This is a genomic window from Bradyrhizobium sp. USDA 3311, from assembly GCF_054062495.1.
The window spans coordinates 5,039,887-5,063,074 of record NZ_JBSSFI010000001.1 but is presented as its reverse complement, the minus strand read 5'-3'; the positions used below and the strand labels follow the sequence as shown (position 1 = coordinate 5,063,074).

The window sequence follows — 23,188 nt, the reverse complement described above, 5'->3', positions numbered from 1 at the left end:
GACACTGCATTGGGAATTGCAGCGCAAAGGCCTGTGCGCGCTCGGCGTGGGGCTGGTTGCATTGGTCGTTGCCGGCGTGACATCGCCCGCCCGGGCCGATGACGCCCTGGCTCGGGACGTCTTGACTCAAGACGCCCTGACTCAAGACGCCCTGGCTCAGGACGCCCAGGACACTCTCGCTCCCGGCATTGACGCGGCAACGCGTGCGCCGGCGACGTTCTTCCGCATCAACGACGTGCTGGCGAAGCTCGATGCCATGCGCGGCCGCGGGCCGGATGCCGTCCGTCTCGCGGCGCTGACACCTTCCAACATCGCGACCGACGCGGCCCCGGAGCCCAGGCCCGTGCCGGCGAAAGGCGACGAGCCGTTCGGCCTCTTCACCTTCCGCGCGCCCGAAGGCCTGTTGTGGCAGAAATGGCGGGGCCTCGAGACCAGGCTGGCCAGGGACGCAGAGACCCTGAAGCGGTGCGAGTCTGACGCCGCCAATTGCCCCTCGAACGCAGCGCAGTTCCTGCGATTGATCGGCGCCGCGAAAGCGAAATCGGGACGCGCAAGGCTCGACGAGGTCAATCGCGCGGTCAACATGGTCGTCCGCTACGTGAGCGACTATGCGCAGCACGGCGAAGCCGATCGCTGGAGCTCGCCGCTCGAGACCTTCGCCACGGCGAAGGGCGACTGCGAGGATTATGCGATCGCGAAATATGTCGCGCTCCACGAAGCCGGATTTCCGCGCGAGGATCTGCGGCTCGTACTGGTCCGCGACCGCGCGGTGCGGCAGGACCACGCCGTGCTCGCCGCGCGCCTCGAGGGACAGTGGCTGGTGCTGGACAACCGGCGCTCCGAGCTGATCGAGGATTCAGGGGCGACGAACCTGGCCCCGCTGTTCGCCATCGACCACGCCGGCGTCCACCTGTTCGCCGCGCCCTATGCCCAGCGCCAGCTGGCCGGCCCCGCGGAAGCCGCACCCGCCGCCAGCGACGAAGCGACGCAATGGGGTAATGCGGACATCGCCGCCGGCAGCGCCTGGCCCGGCGCGCTCCCGCTGCTGATGTGAGCTTGTGCAGTAGAGGCGAAAGCGGCTCCGGTTGAGCCGCTTTCCGCTGTCGACTAGGCCTGCGCGGCGTGGTTCACCTGCAGGTCATTGTCGATGAACAGGCTTGCCGTCGCCGTCGCCACGGTCGAGCCTGTCGGAATCCACTGATGGAAGACCTGCCCGCCGGTGGAGGTGAAGGTGTTGGCCGACTCGGTCCACCCCCCGGCCCCCGTCGCAAGCTGCACATCGTCGCCGGCCGAACCGACAACGAAGAGCGAGTGAGCCGTCGCCGAAGTGCTGTTGGTCGCCTCAGTGATGGCGGTGACCTTGGCGATCGATAGCCCGTTGAGCTCGGTTCCGTAGAGCGAGCTTGCGAGCGGATCGTCGGTGATCAGGATCGATTCCAGATTGGTCAGGTTCGCCCCCGACAGATCGATTCCATAGAGATGGACGCCCCCCACCGTGTGGGCATTGCCAGCTGACAGCCCGTTGGCCGACGCACCGCTGATCTCCAGCGACGAGTTATAGATCGCTCCGTCATCGATGCGCAGAATATCGAAGCCGCTGCCGCCATCGATCGTGGTCGACGGGTGGTACACCAGAATGTCGTTGCCGGCTCCGCCGTTCTCCACGTTGCCCGGAGAACCCGCCGCATTGAGAAGGTCGGCATCATTGCTGCCCGACGCGGTCGCGCTCTTACCATCCACATACGTCATGTTGTAGGTGTTGGTATTGGCTGACGGATCCGAGATGCTGTCGTTGTTGGTGTGCGAGTCGTGTGAATCCGTGCCGGTCACGCCAGCGGCATTGTTCGTCGTCATGACCGCGGTGAAGCCGGCACTGACGCTGCCGCCGCTAATCCCGATCTGAGGGTGCCCAGACGCCTCGTCGATATGCGTGCCGTTGAGTGTGAAGTTGGTCACACCGATCTTTGAAGTGTCGAACGGGGCATCGAGCGAGACCAGGAAGTGGTCCGCTCCCGAGATGTTGAAACCGGCGTCCGAGGTGACGTTGCCCTGCTGGCCCTGCGCGTTGGTGATCACCAGTTGTGAGAAGGCGTCGAGCGGGTGCTCCTGGTCGACGAACGTCAGGATCATGTCCTGGGCGGTCTGGTTCGAGTTGGTGACGATCGTCCCGGACAGCAGCCGCGCAGCCGGGATACCGGTCGTATCGGTGAAGGCCGCCACGTTGTCTGTGGTGAGATCGGCATTGCTCGCGCCGACCCCACCGCCATGCAAAGTGGTCTCGGTGGCAGTCGCCGTGGCCGTGAAGTTCAGCGTGCTTGGCAGCGTGCCCGTCGCCGGCGCCGTCACCGCAAAGCTCAGATCGATCGTGGCGGTCTGGTTGGCGTTCGGATTGAGACCTGTATCCTGGGGGACGGCGATGTGGATGTCGCCTGTCGCCGAAGTGTAGGTGTAGCTGAACGTCGTGGCGACACCGTTGTAGGTGCCAGCGATCGTGCCGCTTGCCAGGAGGCCGGCCGTGAACCCGCTCTGGAGATGGATATCCAGCGTGTGGCTCTCCGATCCGTCGTGAACGTCGCCGAACGTCGCCTTGATTTGCAGCGCTCCGGTTTCGCCGTTGCTGAAGGCTGTATTGGAATCGCTGGGCGAGTCGGTCACGAAGATCATGTGCGTCTGGCCGGCGACCACGGTCGGCATGTCCGCGACGGCGTCGACATAGATGGTGCCCGCCGTACCCGCACTGGTGGCGCTGATCGCGCCCTGCGCGGCGGTGGCCGTCATCGTGATGCTCGCGTCCACGTCGGTGTTCAGTGGCGGCGTCATCGCCACCGAGACCGTCTCGACTGTGCCGGCCGCGGCGCCGCTGATGTTGAAGGTCAGCACGCCGCTACCGGAGTTGAAGGTTGCGGTCACAGTCGCACCGTTGACCGTGGCCGTGGACGTATCGACGCTCCAGCCCGTGAGGCCTGAAACGACGACCTGGGTGACATGCGAGCCGGCGCTGACGGGCGTAGCCGTGAACTGGAACACCTCCTGGGTGTCTTCCGGCAGGGCGACATTGTTGCCGACGGCAACGGTTGGCGCGTACACGACTGGCACCGAGGTCGTTCCGGTCGTCAGCAGCTGCTCGTATTCGCCGCCGCCGCTGAAGACTCCGGTGATGGAATCGGCGATCGACGCCTGATTTGTGATCTGCGCGTCGGTGTAGTTGGTCGTCACCGAACCGCTCGGCTGCCCGGCGAAGATCGTGACGTGCTCACCGTTGGCCAGGGTCAACACCAAATCGGTCTTTGGAGTGAATGGCGTCAGCCCGCTCGTCAGCGTCACCGTGTAGGTGACCGAGCCGCCAAACTCGGAGATGCCGGCGGTGGACGTCGTCAAGGTGGCTGTAACGGGATCCTGGTCGTCGGTGATCGTCGTCGTCACCGTCGCCGGGTTGGTCACCAGGCTCTCGTACTCGCTGCCGCCGGTATGGCTGACAATGCTGTTCGTCACCGGGTGGGTGTCGATATAGACGTCGTCCTCGTTGACCGCGATCGTCGTCGAGCCGCTGGCCTGGCCCGCCTGCACGATGACGTGCTCGCCATTGGCCAGGGTGAAGTCCAGATTGCTGGTCGGCGTGAGCGGGCTCAGCCCGCTCGTCAGCGTCACCGTATAGGTGATCGAGCCGCCGTCCTCGCTGGTCGACGGTGTCGCCGTCAGCGTCGCCGTCACCGGGTCGCTGTCGTCGGTGATCGTCGTCGTCACCGTCGCCGGGTTCGTCACCAGGCTCTCGTACTCGCTGCCGCCGGTATGGCTGACAATGCTGTTCGTCACCGGGTGGGTGTCGATATAGACGTCGTCCTCGTTGACCGCGATCGTCGTCGAGCCGCTGGCCTGACCCGCCTGCACGATGACGTGCTCGCCATTGGCCAGGGTGAAGTCCAGATTGCTGGTCGGCGTGAACGGGCTCAGCCCGCTCGTCAGCGTCACCGTATAGGTGATCGAGCCGCCGTCCTCGCTGGTCGACGGTGTCGCCGTCAGCGTCGCCGTCACCGGGTCGCTGTCGTCGGTGATCGTCGTCGTCACCGTCGCCGGGTTCGTCACCAGGCTCTCGTACTCGCTGCCGCCGGTATGGCTGACAATGCTGTTCGTCACCGGATGGGTGTCGATATAGACGTCGTCCTCGTTGACCGCGATCGTCGTCGAGCCGCTGGCCTGGCCCGCCTGCACGATGACGTGCTCGCCATTGGCCAGGGTGAAGTCCAGATTGCCGGTCGGCGTGAACGGGCTCAGCCCGCTCGTCAGCGTCACCGTATAGGTGATCGAGCCGCCGTCCTCGCTGGTCGACGGTGTCGCCGTCAGCGTCGCCGTCACCGGGTCGCTGTCGTCGGTGATCGTCGTCGTCACCGTCGCCGGGTTCGTCACCAGGCTCTCGTACTCGCTGCCGCCGGTATGGCTGACAATGCTGTTCGTCACCGGGTGGGTGTCGATATAGACATCGTCCTCGTTGACCGCGATCGTCGTCGAGCCGCTGGCCTGACCCGCCTGCACGATGACGTGCTCGCCATTGGCCAGGGTGAAGTCCAGATTGCCGGTCGGCGTGAACGGGCTCAGCCCGCTCGTCAGCGTCACCGTATAGGTGATCGAGCCGCCGTCCTCGCTGGTCGACGGTGTCGCCGTCAGCGTCGCCGTCACCGGGTCGCTGTCGTCGGTGATCGTCGTCGTCACCGTCGCCGGGTTCGTCACCAGGCTCTCGTACTCGCTGCCGCCGGTATGGCTGACAATGCTGTTCGTCACCGGGTGGGTGTCGATATAGACGTCGTCCTCGTTGACCGCGATCGTCGTCGAGCCGCTGGCCTGACCCGCCTGCACGATGACGTGCTCGCCATTGGCCAGGGTGAAGTCCAGATTGCTGGTCGGCGTGAACGGGCTCAGCCCGCTCGTCAGCGTCACCGTGTAGGTGATCGAGCCGCCGTCCTCGCTGGTCGACGGTGTCGCACTCAGCGTGGCCGTCACCGGATCGATCGTATCCTTGGTCGTAACGGTGGCGTTGCCGTACGTCGTGGTGTTCACCGCCTCGAAATTGCCGCCGGACGTGCTGGCGATCGAGACCGGGATGACCTGGCCGTCCACATAGACGTCTTCGCCCTGCGCCGGCTGCGGATCCGAGGTCGCCGTAAACTGACCGGGCGCGAAGGTGATGTTCACGCCGTTGTTCAGCGTCACCGTGAACGGCGTCAGCGAGGCGTAGTCCATGTGCGCCGTGTAGACGAACGTCTGGTTCTCGAACACCACGACGTTGTCCAGCGTCACGAAGTTGGTGGTGATCGTGTCGTTGACCGTCACCGTCGCCGTGTCGGTGGTGTCAAGGAGCTCATAATTGCCGCCGGTCGCGCCGGTGACCGAGACGGGATAGGTCTCGTGATCGACATAGGGGTCGTCGCCCTGCACCGCGAACGGCGTCGAGGTGCCCGTCGTCTGGCCATTAAGGATCGTGATTGTCGCGCCGTTGCTCAAGGTCAGCACGAGATTGCTGCCCTGCGGCGCATGGTCCACGCTGGCCGAGATCGTCGCCGTGCCGACGCCCTCGTTCACCGTCACGTCGTTCAACGTCACCTTGGTCGGGTCGATCGTGTCCTTGAACGTGACCGTGGCATTGCCGTAGGTCGTGGTGTTCACCGCCTCGAAATTGCCGCCGGACGTGCCGGCGATCGAGACCGGGATGACCTGGCCGTCCACATAGACGTCTTCGCCCTGCGCCGCCTGCGGAGCCGACATCGCGGTAAACTGACCGGGCGCAAAGGTGATGTTCACGCCATTGTTCAGCGTCACCGTGAACGACGTCAGCGAGGCGTAGTCCATGTGCGCCGTGTAGACGAACGTCTGGTTCTCGAACACCACGACGTTGTCCAGCGTCACGAAGTTGGTGGTGATCGTATCGTTGACCGTCACCGTCGACGTGTCGGTGGTGTCAAGGAGCTCATAATTGCCGCCGGTCGCGCCGGTGACTGAGACGGGGTAGGTCTCGTGATCGACATAGGGGTCGTCGCCCTGCACCGCGAACGGCGTCGAGGTGCCCGTCGTCTGGCCATTAAGGATCGTGATCGTCGCGCCGTTGCTCAAGGTCAGCACAAGATTGCTGCCCTGCGGCGCATGATCCACGCTGGCCGAGATCGTCGCCGTGCCGACGCCCTCGTTCACCGTCACGTCGTTCAACGTCACCTTGGTCGGGTCGCTGTCGTCGGTGACCACGAACGATACCGTCGATGCCGACGTATCGCCGTCACCATCGGTCACGGTGTACGTGAAGTTCGCCGGCCCGCCGGTCTTGTAGACGTCGTCGGGCTGCGCAACGAACTTGTAGGCGCCGTCCGCGGTGACCTGGAGACTGCCATGGGCGAGCGCGATCGCCTGGGAATACCCGTCCACACCGAAGGACAAGTTCACCCCGTTGATCTCAGTGACGGTCGCGCCGTCAGCGCCCGGATCGAAGTCGAGCTGTCCGGTGACCGGCGCGGAACCTTCGAGGACATCTTGCGGCGCTTCCGCAAATGCATGCGGACCATCGTCCTGGAAATTGATGTGAAGCCCGGCCGGCGAAACGGCATGGGCGGTGTCGCCATCACCGTCGGTCGCGGTGGCCGAGATGTACACGAGGCCGTTGGTGATCGAGACCTCGTCGTCATAGGCGGCGGGCGTCGAGCCATCGACATTGTGCGCGATCGCCGCGAACTGTGCGACCCACAGATGCCCGTCGGTGTCGACATAAAGCGCGAACACCTTCTCGCCGGTCTGGAGGTTGTTGCTGTCGACGCCCCAGACGATGTTCGGGTTGGCGGAATCCGTGAACAGGAAGATGTCGCGGTTGCCGACCGTGGTGTTCAGCCCGGAATCCTGGCCGGTGAACCCGCCACCGGTGGAATTCGTCAGTTGATAGGACACACCTCCGGCCGGGCCGGGTCCATCCGTGCCGAAATCGGGCGTCGTGAACAGAGTGTTGGCGGCGCCGGTCGACTCGGCGTAGCCGAGAACCGTACCGATCTGGGCGCCGGCAATCGCGGCTGTCAGCACGCTCGGAGCGGTCGCGGGATCGACGTCGTTCTCCGGGTTCGGGCCGGACTGCGGAGCGAATCCCGCGCTCTCGTCATGGGTGACGCTGAGCGTGGCGGGCGCGCACACCACGGACGAAATGCCGCTCACCGAGAACGGATGACCGACATTGAGCTCTTGCGAATCGTTCGGGTCGACCGGAAGGGTCGGCGCGCCGTTCGGCGTGCTCGAGAAGGCGACATTGTCGTAATTGGAAATGACGAGACGATTGAAATCGTTCGACGTGTCAACCGTGACGGTGGCACCCTCGTTCAGGCCGACGATGACGACGCCGACCAGCGTATTGCCGTCATACACCGGAATTTTGGTGTAGCTGGCATCCCCGGTCACGGTGACGTCGTTCAGCGTGATCGGCAGCGGATTGCCGTCATCGGTGAAGTCGTTGTTGTCATTGGCATTGAAGACCTGGACGAAAACCGTCGCCGTATTGCTCGGATTGCCCTGGATCTGGTGGATCGTGAACGAGGCCGCATCAACCTCATAGTGCCCATTATAGGCGAAGGTATTGGCAGGGAACGTGACATTGTTGACGAAGTCGAGCCGCAGTATCTCCGCAGCCAGGTCGTTGCCTCCGTGGACCTCGTGGCCCTCGATCGACTGGTTGCCGACGCCAATATCACTCCCTGTCGTGTTGATCGTGTTCGCGTTCGGGCTATTGCCCTGGCCGACGCCGGACATCAGCACGTCCTGATCGCTCGGACCATCGAGACCGCGCTCGTCGACGTTGCCCGCCTTGATGCCGACATAGCTGAGCGGCGTATCGACGCAATCCTGCGAAGCGGAGATCGTCGGACCAGAATCGTCGATCGAGACGATGGAATTGCTGTGGTCGATGACAGTCGCGGTGGCCGATTTCGTGACATGGTCACCATCGCCGTCGGTCACCGTCACGGTGAGCTTCACGCCGACGCTCTGGCCGGCAATCGCCGTGAGCAACGAGATCGACTCGTCGAACAGCGAGGGATTCTCGGGCAACTGGGCCCCGGCAGGCTCCGACGCGTCGTGATCGATCGGCAGGAATTGATCGACCACGAGCTGTGCCGTGGCCGGATCGGTCGAATTCAGGGAGATACGCAGCACGACGAAATCATCGCCCGTGGACAGCGTATCATGACCGACGCGGCCGACGATCTGACCGCCCTCGATCGTCAGCCAGACGGTCCGATGCTCCTGCGACGTGCCTTCGAGCAGGCTATCCGCCAGCGCGGTCGCGACAAGGTTGGTCTTGATGCCGCCCGCCTCGGGCGCGCCCGTCAGGACGAGGCTGAGCGCGGACGTGACGGGATTGACCAGGGCGGGACCATCAGCCCCGTAATCGATCACCGCATTCGTGAACAACGGCGCCAGCAGCCCCGCGCCCGTCATCAGCTCGCCGATCTGAGCCGTCGAGGTCGCGTCCGTCGTGAACGTGACGGTGGCGTTGCCGGTGTCGTCGGCCGTTCCGTTCGGCACTCCGCCGCCCGACTCGCCCTCGCCGAGATTGTATTGATCCGGCGGCGACCCGTCATGGCCGATCGTCTCGTCCAGATTCAGTGCGAGCGCGACAAGTTCCGGCGTGGTCACGCCGGTGCCGATGGTCAGCGCCGGACCGTCGTCGTTGAAGTGGATCTTGCTCGAAATATCCGCCGACGCGGACGCCGTGTCGCCATCGCCATCCTTGATGGTTACGACGGCGGAAATCGAGCCAGCAGCGAGCGAAACCTGATCGTTCGGATTGGACGAATCGGGGTGATGCAGCGAGAGATATTCGACCACCGACACCTTGCCGGAGAGCGGATCGATGGCCACGGCAAAGGCGGTGGTGCCGCTCAGCTCGGGATGCACGTTATCCGTACCCACCGTGCCGATCACCCGGCCGGCGCTGTCCAGCGACAACGAAATCGCCGTTCCGTCTGTCAACGTCACGCCGGAGTTTGAAGACTTCAGTTCGAGCGAATAGGTGATCGCCGCAGCCGGATCGGGTCCGTCGACGCCGAAGTACGGCAGGATGCTCAGGGCTGCGCCACTGCTGGTCGCGTAGGCGAGCGGTGTTCCGGGCTCATCCGGATCAACGCCGGGATTCTGCACGCCAGCAAAGATCTGCAGCGGGCCGGTAACGTCGTTCGCCTGGTTGCCCGGTGTCTCGTCCGCCGTCACCCCGAAATTGCGAGACAGCGTCGCCGCCACCAGCGGGCCGTCGTCTTCGAACTGGATACCACCGCCAATGTTGGCGGACGCCGAAGCGTGGTCGCCGTCGCCGTCGGTGACCATCACGGTCGCCTTGACCTGGCCGAGGGCGCCTGCAAGCGAGACCGCCTCATCGATATCGCCGCCGATATCAGCGCTGTTATGGTGAAGCGAAACATACTGGACGACGGACACCTTGCCGTTCACCGGATCGATCGCAATCGCAAACGCGGCCGGATCGTTGGTGCTGGTCACGTCATTGCCGGGATCGCCCCCGTCGTAACGGCCGACGATCAGGCCGTTCTCGAGGAACAGGAAGATCTCTTTCCCTTCCGTCGTGGCGAGATTCGAATCGATCGGGCCGGTCGTGCTCTGACCCTGCGCGTCGGTCAGCGTCAGCGAGAAGAGCTGGGCGCCCGTCTTGGCCGCGCCGTCGGTGCCGAAATCCACATTGTCGATGGTGAGCGCGGCGACGTTGCTCTGCGCGTACCCGATCGGAAGGCCGAAGAGAACCTGCGGATCGTGTCCGGGATTGCTGACGCCGTTGAACACCGGCGTGAACAGAATGTCATTGTCGTCGCCGAACGGCGGGCTCTGCAGCAGCAGGGTCTCGTCGTGAACGACCTGGAAAGCCGAATTGGCGGAAACCGAGACCGCGGGGCCGTCGTCCTGGAAGCTGATGCTGGAGTCCTCGGTACCCACGATCTCGATCGTGGCCGAGGACGTCGCGGTATCATTGTCGCCGTCGGTGATGGTCGCGGTCAGCGTAATGCCGAGGCTCGCGCCTTCTCCGACCAGATTGAGGAACTGCGTCGAATCGAAATTGTTGAGGTCCGCGCCATGGTCGATCGCCATGTACTGGTCGACGACGAGCTGGCCTCCCGAGAGGCTGCCTGCGTTGTCCAGCGTGATGCGAATCGCGACCGGGCCGTTCGGATCGTCGCCGACATGGCCCACGATCTCGGTGTCGCTGACCTTGAACAGATAGATCGTGTCGTCAGAATAGGTGTGGTTCGGGTCCGTCACCTTCAACGTGGTGGCGATGCCGCCGTTCTCCGCTTCTTTGCCGCCCGAGAGCGCGAACGAATAGGCATAGTCGGTCGACTTCTCGCCGTCGGTGCCGGCAATCTTGGTGACGTCGAACAGCGCCTCCAGATCGCCCTTCAGCTCGCCTTCGCCGGCCACCGTCTTCAGCTCGCCGATCGGATTGGTGCCGGTCGGATCCGGGCCCGTGTTGCCTGAGACGTCGTCGACCGTTCCGTCAGGAAGACCGTTGGCGCCGCGATCGCCGCCGATCGATTCGTCGAGCGACAGTGTGGCTAGATGGGCCGAACCCTCCACCGGCTGATGCACGGTCACATCAATCGACGGGCCGTCATCCTGGAAGCCGATGCTTGACTGTTGGGGCCCCGCGATCTCGATCGTGGCCGAGGACGTCGCGGTATCATTGTCGCCGTCGGTGATGGTCGCGGTCAGCGTAATGCCGAGGCTCGCGCCTTCTCCGACCAGATTGAGGAACTGCGTCGAATCGAAATTGTTGAGGTCCGCGCCATGGTCGATCGCCATGTACTGGTCGACGACGAGCTGGCCTCCCGAGAGGCTGCCTGCGTTATCCAGCGTGATGCGAATCGCGACCGGGCCGTTCGGATCGTCGCCGACATGGCCCACGATCTCGGTGTCGCTGACCTTGAACAGATAGATCGTGTCGTCAGAATAGGTGTGGTTCGGGTCCGTCACCTTCAACGTGGTGGCGATGCCACCCTTCGATTCCTCCGAGAAGCCGGCGGCGTTGAGAGTAAACGAATAGGCATAGTCGGTCGTCTTCTCGGTGTCCGTGCCGCCATCCTTGACGACATTGAACAGGGCTGCCAGATCGCCCGGGCTTTCGACATTGCCGACATCGGTCTTCATCGTGCCGATGGGATGGGTGCCGGTCGGATCCGGACTCGTATTGCCCGAGACGTCGTCGAACGTTCCGTCCGGGAAGCCGTTCGCGCCGCGGTCACTGGCGATCGATTCGTCTAGCGACAAGGTTGCAAGACGCGTGGGTCCTTCGCTTCCGTCAGCCACCGTCACCAGGATCGTCGGACCATCGTCGAGAAATGACACGCCGAGCGAGCCGGTCGACAGCGCAGTCGCCGTGTTGCCGGAGCCGTCCGTCACCGTCTGCTGCACGAAAACGACATGGCCAAGCTGCGCGCCTTCGCTCGTGTCGGGGGCGGACGCGGTGCCGTGCTTGATGGCTTCATACTGGGCCACGTCAAGCTTCAGGCTCGCAGGATCGAGGTAGAGCTGGAAGGCGACCGCACCGTTCGGATCGGCCACGCCGCCGGCGCCCTCACGTCCGACGACCAGATTGCCCTCGGTGAACAGGAAGATTTCATTGCCGGTGACCGTGGCCTGCAGACCGGAATCGACGCCGGCGAACGCCGCGCCGGTCGAGGTCGTCAGCGCATAGGCGATCGTTCCGGTCCCGCCGCTGCCGAAACCGGCGCTCGACGACGCGATCTCCGAAACGGCGCTTTGGGCCCATCCGATCAGTCCGACGGCGGAGAAGACTGCGGGCAGACCAGCACTGGGCTGATCGTTCGCACCGTTCAGAATCTGTACATCGACGGTTTCATCGTGGATGACGATCGTATCCGAGAGCGTAAAGCCTGCACTCGGCAGAGTCGTTGCAGGCAGTCCGGCGAAAGTCTCGGGATTGAGGACGAAATTGCCGAGCTGTTCCTGCCCGAGCAGGTCCAACGGATTGCCGGCGTTTAGGGTATCGACCGCAGCATTGGAGAAGTTGGCGCCGCTTCCCTGGGCGTTGCCGTTGCCATCACCGGCTGCAGGCAGCACGGACTGGTCTGTGGTGATGGGGAAGAGGCTCGCGAATTCCTGCACGTTGACGTCGCGTCCGGGCGCCAGCTCGATGGACAGCAGGTGCTGATCGTCGTGTCGGGAATCGAAGACCGGATCGACCGTGATCGTCGATTTGTTGTCGAACAGAATGATCAGCTTCTCGCCGACATGGACGAGCGTGATCTTTTCGTTGGCTATAGCCGAGAAATCGAGCTTGACCTTCTGGTCATATCCGAGATGTACGACCACCGCCTGATCTGTTAGCGGCTTTGCCAGCGTGAAAGTTCGAACTGGAGTTGTGTTGGTAGGAATAGCCGTGCCGGTAGCCTGCGCTACCTGAAATTGTGCGTTCATTATCTGCCCCTGCCAAAACTCTATGCAGTTCAAATCAAGTCTTTAGAAAGCAATCCGAAAAATTTCGCTATTAAGCTATTGTTAACCGAGGCGGGGGTCAACGAAATCAACTAGTTAACGAGGGGTTTTTGGTGCGCCGTGGTAAATTGGCTAATCGGGACACCGGGCGCCGAAAAGGCATTTAGATTGAGCATCTTGCAGCGAACTGACCGGGAAAACCCGGTAAGCGGGAGAGCACCAATGAGGGTATTATTGTCCGCAGGCATCGCAATGTTGTCTGGGTTCGTCGCACCAGCCTTGGCCGAGGACGCATTGTCTCCCGTCGAGCGAACGGTCAAATCCGCCCCCAATAAGGACACGCGGGTCGGCGTCTTCATCAACGTACTACCCGATTGCACATCAGGTCCCCTGCCGACGATCCGCCTGGTCAATGCGCCCGCATCCGGGAAGGTGACGGTCAAGTCGGCGAAGGTGAAAGCCACCAACTACAAGTCATGCCTCGCGCTGGAAGTGCCCGCCTATGTCGCGTTCTACAGGTCGCAGCCCGACTTCATCGGCGACGACGTTCTGACCATCGAGGTCAAATATGCCGGCGGTCGGACGGAAATTCAGAAGATCACGATCAACGTTGCCGGCCCCGGAGCGCAGCAGAAGATCTAGGCGCGCGACCTCTTCACGATGCTGATCAAGCCGCCGGCCGTGTTGCCATTCATTGCGGTTTGACGCTGTTAGGGATTTTTGCTCTGTTAGCCGGTGATTTTAAGAATCCATTGGGGGCAACGATGCGCAATTTGATGGCCAAGAGTCTCACTGCAGCCATTCTCATCGGAGGCGGCTTGGCCGCCAATCCCGGCGCAGCCACCGCCGCCGACATGGCCCTGCGGGCCTCACCGAGCGCGATCGGCAGCTGCTCGGAACTCGTCTTCACCTGCGAGAACGGCAGGCAATACCCCCTGTGCCCGATCGCGGTGTCCATTGCCGGTGAGGTTGTGACCGCATCGCTGCATACGAGCCACTCCGGCGGCGTGCATGTGCGCCTGGTCCCGATGGGAGTCGGATACCGCTATGCCGGTCCCGGCGTCTGGGTCGACGGCTTCCGCGGCAATGCCTTGCTCAATTTCGGCAAGCACAGCCAGATCGCCTGCACGATCGAGAACTACTGATCGATAGGACCGAGCGGCGCCTCCGCAAGGCGCCGTGCACCGGCCCCGCCCGTTAGCCCTTCGCGCGAACGGCCACCGCCCGCGCTCGCGGGTACATGTAAGCCTTGGGACGGACGTAGACCGGACAATAGTTGTCCCACTGGTATTGCTGCCAATTCCATTTCCAGCAGCCAGCCGCGATCTCGGGATCGGGATACCAGTTCAGCCGATACGGTTCATCACCGAAGGGGTACGGCCCCTGAGCGCTGACGGGCGATGCGTACAAGCAGACGGCGGTTGCGATCGCAACAAAACATGACTTGTACATGACTTTCTCCGAATATGTCGGCATAGTGTCAAACCGACGGGTCGGGATCAAGCTCGGAAACTTCGGTCGTCCCGGCATTCCCCTCCTCGGCAAGCGGCCAGACACGATATCACGAGGCCATTCGCCTGGTGCGTGGGCCTCTTTTGGAAGTTGTTGACCGGACGCGTCGATCGCGAGCGCGTTCAGGGCATTGCATTCGAAGTGATTTGCCCACTCGCCTTACACACAAGCATTGTTCATGAAACAATCTATTTCCCTCAATGCCAAGCTTCGGTGGCCGGACGTCAAGGACCACTACGTCGTCCTCTATGAGGGGCATGTGATCGGCAACGTACATCGGTCCGGAGACAGCTGGTCCTGGTCGATAAGCGTTCCCATGGGCTTGCCTGATTGGTCGGTCGGAAACGCTGCCAGTCTGCACGACGGCATCAAGGCACTCGGCAACGCCTGGGCCGCCATATTGAAGTCGACAAGCGCCGAGCGCCTGCAGCGGGCCTGGGATCTCGAACGCGCTGCGGAGACACGAAACACCGGTTTCGAATCCAACATCTAGTATCAAGACGCCGCGAGCGTTTTGGGTTCTACAGGTGAACAAGGCGAACCTGCCCAACCACAGCGTTTATTCGCGGCCAGACGTCCTGTATAATACTCGCGAGGAGGGATCGCGATGAAGGCTTTCATCCTTGCCTGTGTTGCGACGATCGTAATCGCGGCGGCTGGAGTTGCCGTTCTCGACAGCATACAGCAACCCGTCGCAGAGGCCTTTGCGACGACAGGCGTGCGTCTCTAAGCAATGCTCCGTCAGCTCTATTCGGCTGCCGACGCAGCATGGCGAGGCCGCGGCTGAGAATCGTTCGGTCCGCTCCGTGCCAACTCCTGGTCGAGCCACAGGCTATGATGCTCGCGCGCCCAGTTGACATCCACCTCACCTGATCCCATCGCCTCGAAAGCCCCCTCCATCCCGATTGTGCCGATGTAGATGTGAGCGAGCATCGCGGCGATAAACAGCACGGCCACGACGGAGTGAACGATCTGGGCAATCTGCATGCCCTCGATTCCCGACACGTAGAATGGGAACATGAGCTGATACCCGGTCGCGGCGACGAGACCACCGCCGATCACAACAATCCAGTAGATCCCCTTTTGCCCCGCGTTGAAGCGGCGAGCCGGCGGATGATCGTGACCGATCAGGCCGCCGCCGCGCTTGATCCACTCCAGATCCACCTTGTTGGGGATATTGCCGCCGATCCACATCAGAAAGATCAGCACGACACCAATCGTGAAGGGAAAGCTCAGGTAGTTGTGCGCGAATTTCGCCCATTGCGACCAATCGGAGAAGGCGTCAAATCCGATCAGCGGAAGCAGCAGCGGCCGCCCGAACGTGATGTTCAGCCCCGAGATCGCCAGGATAACGAAGCAGGTCGCGGTCATCCAGTGCACGAAGCGCTCAAAGGTGTTGAACCGTACGATGGTGCGGCCGGATCGTCCGCTTTCGAGGCGGATCATGCCGCGTGTCAAATAGAAGATCACCAGCACCGCCAGCATGCCGAGCACAGCAACGCCGCCGATCCACCGCAGCACAACGTTGCGGAATTCACGCCACTCGCGGCCAGCAGGTTGTATCAGCACGCTGGAGCGCTGGTCGGGGATGCTGACGCGTCCCTGGATCCGATCCATCTCCTGGAGCAACTGGCGCTCATTGACCGAGCTCGCCGTCGGATTGATCTGCTGGGCCAGCGACGGTGCCGGAGCTGCCATGATCAACAGAAGCAACGCCCACGCGCCGATGGTTGGTCGAATGAACCTTGCAAATGAGGACATGGACTTCTCCTCGGCATCTGTGCCGCGTCGCCCGCGGCCTGCTTCAGGACTCGATCGTCTCGCGATAGGCGGTCTTCCAGCCCCACGCTCCTGAGCCGTAGCCGCGCTTCAGCACGCGCTCCTTATAGATCTGGGCGATGATCTCGCCGTCGCCGGCGAGCAGCGACTTGGTCGAGCACATCTCGGCACACAGCGGCAGCTTGCCCTCGGCCAGGCGGTTCGCACCGTATTTCTCGTATTCCTCCTTGCTGCCATCGGCCTCGGGTCCGCCGGCGCAATAGGTACATTTGTCCATTTTTCCGCGCGAGCCGAAATTGCCGACCTTCGGATATTGCGGCGCGCCAAACGGACAGGCGTAGAAGCAGTAGCCGCAGCCGATGCAGAGATCCTTGGAGTGCAGGACCACGCCATCGGCGGTGGTATAGAAACAGTTCACCGGGCACACTGCCGCGCACGGCGCATCCGTGCAGTGCATGCAAGCCATCGAGACCGATCGTTCGCCCGGCTTGCCATCGGCGATGGTGACGACCCTGCGGCGGTTGATGCCCCAGGGGACCTCGTGCTCGTTCTTGCAGGCCGTGACGCAGGCGTTGCACTCGATGCAACGGTCGGCGTCGCAGAGAAACTTCATACGTGCCATCGTCGTTGCTCCTTATGCCGCCGCGATCTGGCAGAGAGTGACCTTAGTTTCCTGCATGTTCGTCGCGGGATCGTATCCGTAGGTGGTGATCGTGTTGGCGCTTTCGCCGAGCACGATCGGGTCGGTGCCCTTCGGGTAGTTGCCGCGAAGGTCCTTGCCCGCCAGCCAGCCACCGAAGTGGAACGGCATCCAGGCAACGCCCTTGCCGACGCGCTCCGTGACGAGCGCCTTCATCCTCGCCCGGGAATTGTTCTCGGCACCCGTGACCCAGACCCAGCCGCCGTCCTTGACGCCGCGCTCGGCGGCGTCGGCGGGATTGATCTCGATGAACATGTCCTGCTGCAATTCGGCGAGCCACGGGTTGGTCCGGGTCTCCTCGCCGCCGCCCTCATATTCGACCAGGCGGCCGGACGACAGGATGAGCGGGAATTGTTTTGCAATTCCCTTCTCCACCGCAGCCTTCTGCACGGAGAAGCCGATATTGGGCATCCGGAACTGCTTGGCGTCGGGCAGCGTCGGGTATTTGGCGACGAGATCGACGCGCGGCGTGTAGATCGGCTCGCGGTGAACCGGGATGGGATCGGGCAAGCCGAAGGCATTCATGCGCGCCTTGCCGTTGCCATAGGGAACGCAGCCATGCGCCAGCGCGACGCGCTGGATGCCGCCCGACAGGTCGAGCGACCACGACACTGCGTCCGGAGTGGCGGGGTTGACCTTGTTGATCACGGCCATTTCCGCTTCGGTGAGCTCGGTGTCCCAGCCGAGCTTCTTCAGGCTCGCGAGCGTGAATTCCGGATAGCCGTCCTGGATGCCCGACCCCAGCGAGTACGAGCCGTCCGCGAGCAGGCTCACCTTACGCGTCGTGCCGTCCGGCAGCTTCTCCTCGCGCTCGATGCCGAACCGCGGCCGGAACGTGCCGCCGCCATCCATCACGTGCAGATTGGTATTGTAGAGCAGCGGCGTTCCGGGATGCTTGACCTCCGGTGATCCCCAGCATGGCCAGGGCAGGCCGTAATAGTCGCCGCCGACCTCGGGATCGTCCTTCGGCGCCCGCATCGTCAGCATGTCGAACTTCGCCTGGTTCTTCATGTGCGCCTTGAGGCGCTCGGGCGATTGCCCGCAATAGCCGGTCGACCAGCTGCCGCGGTTCATCTCGCGAAGTACATCCTCTGCTTCAGGAAGATTGTTCTCGACCTTGATTTTCTTGAACATCTGGTCCGCGAAGCCGAACTTCTTGGCCAGCAGGTAGATGATTTCGAGATCATCCTTCGACTCGAACACCGGCTTCACAATCTGCTCGCCCCATTGCAGCGAGCGGTTGGAGGCGACGCGAGAGCCCTTGCACTCAAATTGGGTGGCGACCGGGAGAATGTAGACACCATCCTTGCGTCCCGCCTCGACTGCGAGCGAGGCCCAGGTCGTCGGATGCGGATCGGCGATGACGAGCAGCTCCAGCGCCTTCAGGCCATTGAGGGATTCAGGAATACGGGTGATGCTGTTGGAGGCGTGTCCCTGCACGAACACCGCCTTCACATTGTCCTTCTGCGCGACCTGATCTTTCGGCAGCGTCACCGCCTCGAACCAGCGGGTCAGCGGGATGCCGGGGGTTTCCATGATCTGCTTGGAATCGAACCGCGACTTCAGGAAGTCGTAGTCGACCTCCCAAACCCGCGACCAGTGCTTCCAGGCGCCCTCGGCGAGGCCGTAGTAGAACGGCAGCGTGACGATATCGAGCCCGACGTCGGTCGCGCCCTGGACGTTGTCGTGGCCACGGAAGATGTTGGCTCCCATGCCCGCGCCGCCGACATTGCCGGTCATCAGCAGCAGGATGCAACTGGCACGCACGTTGGCGGTGCCGACGGTCTTCTGGGTCTGGCCCATGGCCCAGATCAGCGTGGCCGGCTTTTCGGTGGCAAACATCTTGGCGACGCGCTTGAGCTGCTCGCCGGGAATGCCGGTGACGCGCTCGACTTCTTCCGGATTCCACTTTTCCACCTCCTTGCGGAGGTCGTCGAACCCGTAGACCCGCTGCCGGATGAACTCCTTGTCCTCCCAGCCGTTCTGGAGGATGTGCCACATCATGCCGTAAAGCACGGGGATGTCGGTGCCCGGCCGCATCCGCACATATTCCGTCGCGTGCGCGGCGGTGCGCGTCAGGCGCGGGTCGATGACGACGAAGTTGGCCTTTTGCAGTTCCTTGCCCTCGAGCAGGTGCTGCAGCGAGACCGGATGCGCCTCTGCCGGATTGCCGCCCAGGACGACCTGCGTCTTCGCATTGCGGATATCATTGAAGCTGTTGGTCATCGCGCCGTAGCCCCAGGTGTTGGCGACGCCGGTGACGGTGGTCGAATGGCAGATGCGGGCCTGATGATCGGTATTGTTGGTTCCCCAGAATGCGCCAAGCTTGCGGAACAGGTAGGCGCCTTCATTGGTCATCTTGGCCGAGCCAAGCCAATAGACGGAATCGGGGCCTGACTTCTCACGTACGGTTTGAAGCTTGTCGCCGATCTCGTTGATTGCGGTATCCCAGGACACGCGGGTCCACTGCCCTCCGACGAGCTTCATCGGATAGCGCAACCGTCGCTCGCTGTGCACGAGCTCGCGCACGGATGCGCCCTTGGCACAATGCGAGCCGCGATTGATCGGAGAATCCCAACTCGGTTCCTGGCCGATCCATACCCCGTTCAGGACCTCGGCAGTCACCGTGCACCCAACCGAGCAATGCGTGCAGACGCTCTTGCGGACGCTCGCACCCGCGGTGAGCGGACCGGCCATCGCCGCCTCCGCCTTGCGCACGCCGCCGACCGGCAGCGTGCCGAGCACGGCGAGCGCGCCACCGGCGAGACCGGATTTGCGCAAGAAGCTGCGGCGGTCGAGACCGCCGCCCTGCCCTGCAAGGGACTCGGCAACGGAACCATGGCGCAGGGAACGCTGGTTTGCTCGCTTGATCAGCACGGTCAACCTCCCTTGGCCGGATAACGATTGACGCGATAGAAAGCCTTGACGTGATCAGTTTCCTTGTAGCGCGCCTTGCGCTTCTCATCGTTGGTTTCGCTATCAGCCTGCGCGGACCCGACCAGCGGTGTCGCGAGCGTCGCGCCGGCGCCCAACGTGCCGGCGCCGACCTTGCGCAGGAAATCGCGACGCCCGACTGTGGCTTTCCTGTCTTCACTCATCGCATCTCTCCTGGACCCGCCGGTGCAGGTCAGTTGGCGAACGTGAATGCCTCCGCCTCGATCTCGATAAAGGCGCGACCGAGCGCGCCGACCGCACGATAGAAGACGGCGCTCTCCGCGCCCTCGATGTCGGCGAACAGCCGCCCTATCCAGGGCTCGACGTGTTTGACAAAGAATGCGCGCTGCGCCTCGAACGACGCAGGGAAGCGGCCTCCCGCGAAACCCGCCATGATCTCGCACAGGATGGCGGCGTGATCTTCCGGCTCCGAATTATTCGCGGCGCGCTCGATCCCGGACGCGGCGAGATCGGCGCGCAGGCGCGACAGCGGCCGCTCGTTGAGGAATCCGGTCAGATAGTAGGAGGCATAGGGCAAGAGCTCGCCGCGGCCGAGACCGACGAACAGATCGAAATATTCGCGTTCGACCTGCGTTGCGACTGCATTGGCGGCGGCCGCGGCCAGCCCAGCATGCGCGCGCCCGAGTGGCGTCGCATCACCGGTCAATGCGGCCAGTTGATCGAGCAGCCTTCTTGACGGTGCTGCGGACAAGAGCGTCGCGAGCAGCAGATATTCCTGCGCACGCGCCGCATCGACGGGTTCAATCAGCTCATTGGACACAAACGGCTCGCCGTACAGATCAGGCCGCAAGTCTTTGCGCGATACGCCGGTCGCCGCTTCGACCGCAATCACCCGTTGCGCGGGCACCTGGTTCCAGTTCGAAACGGAGGGTTGGCTAATGCCGATTTTGCGCGCAAGCCCAGCAACGCCGCCGGCGGCGTCAATGGCTCGCTCAAGGCCATCATCACGCACGTGGACCTCCCATCCAAGTCCCGGGTGCTGATTTTGCTTTTGCTACAAAGCGCTAGACGAAGCGTAATCCCGGCCCAGCGGAGGGTCAATCGCATCACATAGTCTGAGGCTATGGCCTTTCGTCGGGGAGCCCTAGCGGGGCAGCGCGCCGCCATGCGGGCGACGGGGAAGCGACAGGTGTTCGCTTTCAGTGCTTTCAGGGACCGTTAGTTGCGCTGCAGCAGGAACAGGTGCGGGCTTGGTGGGCGCAGCTTCTTCGGCGACGACCTCGACATTCGATCTCTCGGCCTGGCGCAATTCCCGCGAAGAATCCGTGACTTCAACCGGAGTCTCGGACAGCGTCTCGACTGACTTGCTGACGCCGCCGACGATTCTGTCCACGAACGCGGCCAGTTCTGCTTCCGAACAATCCAGCGGACCAAAGCCCGGCATCGCGGTCGGATCGTTGAAGTCCCACGCGCTTTCGGCAAGCCCCACGAAGTCGCGAATGGCGGGATCAGCGCTCCAGGCGCGACGAAGCGCCGCACGCGTCAGCTCCTGCGGAATCCCTTTGCGCAAGAACGCCTTGATGTCGGTCGCCGACGTGATCAGGTCGATCGAAGGCAGGCTCGAGGGGGCGAACTCCGCTTCGTCATCCTTCGCGGTGGGCGGCAGTGCCGACGGCATGTCGTCGCGCTTTGCCGGATCCGATTGCGTCGGGTTCGCCTTTGCGTGCTGCTTGCGACGGGACCAGCGCGTCAGGAACCTATCCTCACTCATTCGTGTCCGCCTTCATGCTGCCGGCGCGCCAGTGCCTCCGGATCGGCCTGCCGCCGCTTCCGTTTGAAGAACTCCCGTTCGACGTGGTGCTCGGCAACGAAGCTTTCAATCTGCTCACGCAGCACGTCCGGCATGGGCACGGCCTCGACCAGATTCGCAGCGGCCCCGGTGAACGCCTCGCCTTCCGCAGGATCGGCGGTGGCGGCAGCCACCGAATAGGGCCAGGTGCCTTCCGCAGGCGACAACACTGTCCAGATGCTCGGACGACCCGTAGCAAGATTGTCGCGATAGCGCGCCGTCTCGGAACTGTAGAGATCGACCATAGTGCTGCCGGCATAGAACAGCGTCGTCCCACCGCCCTCCTCACGGAGCACCGTCCAGGACTTTGTGTCCGGCTCGTCCGGCAGCACGGCGACGGCGCGCCAGATAAAGTCGGTCCACGGCGAGTCCGCCTTGTACCGTCCGACCACGATACCGACGGGGATGCGCACAAGCGGCAGCGCAGCCGGGCTCACGTTACCCTCTCCAGGTGCTTGATCGGCAGCCCCGTCAGCAAATTCTGCGGTTTCATCCGGAGCTTTTGATCGGAGTTCATCGACAGGATGAGATAGACGGGCTCTCCCTGCATCTCGTCTGCGACCGCACTCGTATCTGCAAACGTCAGGCGGAACAATGAAAGCACGCGGCCGGCGCTGCGGTCGTCGAGTTGCTCGCCATGCCAGAGGCGGTCGCCGAGCCTGGTCGCATCGGCGTCGAGCCCGACATACCAGGTGAGCCGCGCATCACGCAGTTCGCGCAGCGGCTCAATGCAGACGTCGATCCCGAGCAGATGGGAGATCCAGCGCGCCATCGCCTGCGCCAGCGCCCTCGGCCCGCGCCCGCCCGCGGTGAGATCGAAAGCCATGTCGAAATGGTCGCTTCGGTGCCAATAGTCGTCGGCGTTATCCTCGTTCAAGACGTCCAGCTCGGCATCGGTCACGGCCCCGAGCATCGACATCAGCGAGAGCACCGGGGTCGGGCTCTGCCCACCGACGACCTCCTCATCGCCGAGCAGCAAGGCCCGTTCATGCGGCAGGATGCGCTGTGGGCGGAAGAACAGCTCGGCGGCGCGCAGCACGAAAGGGTCATCGCAGCCATCCAGCGCATTGCGCAGGATGACATGCACGAGTTGATTGACGAACAGCGGCGGCAATCCGTTTCCCCCCGACCGGACGGTCGCAAGATAGGCGGCCTCCAGGGTCGGGTGCCGCACCAGGAGATCGCGAACGGCAAGCACGAACTGCCAGTTCTCCCGGGCATCCGCATCGACAATCGCTGCGATCTCGTCCGCACTGACCGCCCGGCGGGGAGCGGCCAGCAGCTCGCGGTGCAGCCGCCGCTCGACCGGGCATGCTTCGTCCGGTGGAATCAGCTCGGGCCTGACGAAATAGACCTTCAGGAACTCGTCGGTGACGCAAAGCCCGCCGCCCGCCTCGCGATCGAGCAGATGGTGGCCGCATGCGATCCAGAAATCATTCATCGATGCTGCGGCTCCTGGCTCATATCGGCAAGCCTGACATTGCTGTCGGGTTCGACATCATCCTCGGCTTCCATGAACGAGAACGCCTTGCCGTGCCCCTGCCCTTGCCGCAGCTGCAGCCTGCGGAACGACTCGCGGACTTCGCCGTCGCTCACCGAGCGGTGGACGGCAATGAGCGAACTGATCGGATGCGTGCAGAGCGACCGCACGAAGGCGACCTCCTCTTCGGCGGCCGTCCGCGCGGTTGCCGGATCCGGCGCGCCGAAACGATCGATGAGTTGTCCGGCGAGGAGCTCGATCAGCGCCCGGCAATCGCTCTCCGTTGCCGGCACGATCTGCACCAGCGTCGACCAGCCCCAGGATTGCACCCCGAGGAAGCCGCTGCGGAACGCCGCGCGCGCCTTGCCGCTCAACGTCGCCGGATCCTGGTCGCAGAAGCGGAACGCGCCGGAGACGGCCCATTCGCCGGGCTCTGCCGCCGCGTCGAACACGAAGGTGTCGGAGGGATCGAGCGCGATGGCGCGCAGCAGTTTCACAG

At 63.3% G+C, this 23,188-nt stretch carries 16 protein-coding genes; 5 read left to right on the top strand and 11 right to left on the bottom strand.

From position 1 onward, the window contains the following. The first annotated feature begins 16 nt into the window (after window positions 1-16). Window positions 17-1,054 (top strand): transglutaminase-like cysteine peptidase, encoded by a 1,038-nt coding sequence (locus tag ACVWW6_RS24050; protein WP_456681475.1) that lies wholly within the window; start codon window positions 17-19, stop codon window positions 1,052-1,054. Between the two features lie 53 nt (window positions 1,055-1,107). On the opposite strand, the gene ACVWW6_RS24045 is transcribed toward ACVWW6_RS24050, so the two are convergent. Further along, window positions 1,108-12,351, bottom strand: a complete 11,244-nt coding sequence (locus tag ACVWW6_RS24045; protein WP_456681474.1) for an immunoglobulin-like domain-containing protein — start codon at window positions 12,349-12,351, stop codon at window positions 1,108-1,110. A 375-nt stretch (window positions 12,352-12,726) separates the two neighbouring features. Here ACVWW6_RS24045 and ACVWW6_RS24040 point away from each other — a divergent pair, with 375 nt between their 5' ends. Beyond that, window positions 12,727-13,116, top strand: coding sequence for a hypothetical protein (locus ACVWW6_RS24040; RefSeq protein WP_244651780.1), 390 nt, complete (start codon window positions 12,727-12,729; stop codon window positions 13,114-13,116). 122 nt (window positions 13,117-13,238) lie between these two features. Further along, window positions 13,239-13,619 carry a lysophospholipid acyltransferase family protein gene (locus ACVWW6_RS24035; protein ID WP_244651782.1) on the top strand — a complete coding sequence of 127 codons (381 nt, stop codon included), beginning with the start codon at window positions 13,239-13,241 and terminating at the stop codon, window positions 13,617-13,619. A gap of 52 nt (window positions 13,620-13,671) precedes the next feature. Here the strand turns inward: ACVWW6_RS24035 and ACVWW6_RS24030 are convergent, their stop codons facing one another. Continuing rightward, window positions 13,672-13,926: a hypothetical protein gene (locus ACVWW6_RS24030; protein ID WP_028176017.1), complete on the bottom strand. Its 255-nt coding sequence runs from the start codon at window positions 13,924-13,926 to the stop codon at window positions 13,672-13,674. Window positions 13,927-14,164: 238 nt separating this feature from the next. Here ACVWW6_RS24030 and ACVWW6_RS24025 point away from each other — a divergent pair, with 238 nt between their 5' ends. Both ACVWW6_RS24025 and ACVWW6_RS24020 read left to right on the top strand, forming a co-directional pair. Next, a complete protein-coding gene (locus tag ACVWW6_RS24025; RefSeq protein WP_011088222.1) occupies window positions 14,165-14,479 on the top strand; it encodes a hypothetical protein in 315 nt (104 codons plus the stop codon). Between the two features lie 114 nt (window positions 14,480-14,593). Beyond that, window positions 14,594-14,716 carry a hypothetical protein gene (locus tag ACVWW6_RS24020; RefSeq protein ID WP_256380430.1) on the top strand — a complete coding sequence of 41 codons (123 nt, stop codon included), beginning with the start codon at window positions 14,594-14,596 and terminating at the stop codon, window positions 14,714-14,716. 17 nt (window positions 14,717-14,733) lie between these two features. Here the strand turns inward: ACVWW6_RS24020 and ACVWW6_RS24015 are convergent, their stop codons facing one another. The 9 genes from ACVWW6_RS24015 to ACVWW6_RS23975 form a co-directional block, all read right to left on the bottom strand. Then, the gene (locus tag ACVWW6_RS24015) at window positions 14,734-15,747 is read right to left on the bottom strand and encodes a formate dehydrogenase subunit gamma (protein ID WP_011088223.1); all 1,014 of its coding nucleotides are present in this window, start codon (window positions 15,745-15,747) and stop codon (window positions 14,734-14,736) included. A 43-nt stretch (window positions 15,748-15,790) separates the two neighbouring features. Next, window positions 15,791-16,387, bottom strand: a complete 597-nt coding sequence (fdh3B, locus tag ACVWW6_RS24010; protein WP_011088224.1) for a formate dehydrogenase FDH3 subunit beta — start codon at window positions 16,385-16,387, stop codon at window positions 15,791-15,793. 12 nt (window positions 16,388-16,399) lie between these two features. Then, complete coding sequence (locus ACVWW6_RS24005; RefSeq protein WP_038967510.1) at window positions 16,400-19,342, bottom strand: formate dehydrogenase subunit alpha; 2,943 nt, start codon at window positions 19,340-19,342, stop codon at window positions 16,400-16,402. 2 nt (window positions 19,343-19,344) lie between these two features. Further along, window positions 19,345-19,563: a twin-arginine translocation signal domain-containing protein gene (locus tag ACVWW6_RS24000; RefSeq protein ID WP_011088227.1), complete on the bottom strand. Its 219-nt coding sequence runs from the start codon at window positions 19,561-19,563 to the stop codon at window positions 19,345-19,347. Window positions 19,564-19,592: 29 nt separating this feature from the next. Continuing rightward, a complete protein-coding gene (locus ACVWW6_RS23995) occupies window positions 19,593-20,372 on the bottom strand; it encodes a molecular chaperone TorD family protein (protein ID WP_182871986.1) in 780 nt (259 codons plus the stop codon). A gap of 132 nt (window positions 20,373-20,504) precedes the next feature. Continuing rightward, the gene (locus ACVWW6_RS23990; RefSeq protein WP_370204478.1) at window positions 20,505-21,131 is read right to left on the bottom strand and encodes a DUF3306 domain-containing protein; all 627 of its coding nucleotides are present in this window, start codon (window positions 21,129-21,131) and stop codon (window positions 20,505-20,507) included. Continuing rightward, a complete protein-coding gene (locus ACVWW6_RS23985) occupies window positions 21,128-21,646 on the bottom strand; it encodes a DUF3305 domain-containing protein (RefSeq protein ID WP_370204479.1) in 519 nt (172 codons plus the stop codon). The genes ACVWW6_RS23990 and ACVWW6_RS23985 overlap by 4 nt, the downstream gene beginning before the upstream one ends. Next, window positions 21,643-22,650 (bottom strand): DUF6352 family protein, encoded by a 1,008-nt coding sequence (locus tag ACVWW6_RS23980; protein WP_370204480.1) that lies wholly within the window; start codon window positions 22,648-22,650, stop codon window positions 21,643-21,645. The genes ACVWW6_RS23985 and ACVWW6_RS23980 overlap by 4 nt, the downstream gene beginning before the upstream one ends. Continuing rightward, the gene (locus tag ACVWW6_RS23975; protein ID WP_028176011.1) at window positions 22,647-23,186 is read right to left on the bottom strand and encodes a DUF6505 family protein; all 540 of its coding nucleotides are present in this window, start codon (window positions 23,184-23,186) and stop codon (window positions 22,647-22,649) included. Before ACVWW6_RS23975 ends, ACVWW6_RS23980 begins: the two co-directional genes overlap by 4 nt. Window positions 23,187-23,188: the final 2 nt, after the last annotated feature.

Excerpts from the sequence above, each read along its gene's own strand:
- ACVWW6_RS24040 (WP_244651780.1), top strand. The coding sequence starts at position 12,727 with ATGTTGTCTGGGTTCGTCGCACCAGCCTTGGCCGAGGACGCATTGTCT.
- ACVWW6_RS24035 (WP_244651782.1), top strand. The coding sequence starts at position 13,239 with ATGCGCAATTTGATGGCCAAGAGTCTCACTGCAGCCATTCTCATCGGA.
- ACVWW6_RS24030 (WP_028176017.1), bottom strand. The coding sequence starts at position 13,926 with ATGTACAAGTCATGTTTTGTTGCGATCGCAACCGCCGTCTGCTTGTAC.
- ACVWW6_RS24025 (WP_011088222.1), top strand. The coding sequence starts at position 14,165 with ATGAAACAATCTATTTCCCTCAATGCCAAGCTTCGGTGGCCGGACGTC.
- ACVWW6_RS24020 (WP_256380430.1), top strand. The coding sequence starts at position 14,594 with ATGAAGGCTTTCATCCTTGCCTGTGTTGCGACGATCGTAATCGCGGCG.
- ACVWW6_RS24015 (WP_011088223.1), bottom strand. The coding sequence starts at position 15,747 with ATGTCCTCATTTGCAAGGTTCATTCGACCAACCATCGGCGCGTGGGCG.
- fdh3B (WP_011088224.1), bottom strand. The coding sequence starts at position 16,387 with ATGGCACGTATGAAGTTTCTCTGCGACGCCGACCGTTGCATCGAGTGC.
- ACVWW6_RS24000 (WP_011088227.1), bottom strand. The coding sequence starts at position 19,563 with ATGAGTGAAGACAGGAAAGCCACAGTCGGGCGTCGCGATTTCCTGCGC.
- ACVWW6_RS23990 (WP_370204478.1), bottom strand. The coding sequence starts at position 21,131 with ATGAGTGAGGATAGGTTCCTGACGCGCTGGTCCCGTCGCAAGCAGCAC.
- ACVWW6_RS23980 (WP_370204480.1), bottom strand. The coding sequence starts at position 22,650 with ATGAATGATTTCTGGATCGCATGCGGCCACCATCTGCTCGATCGCGAG.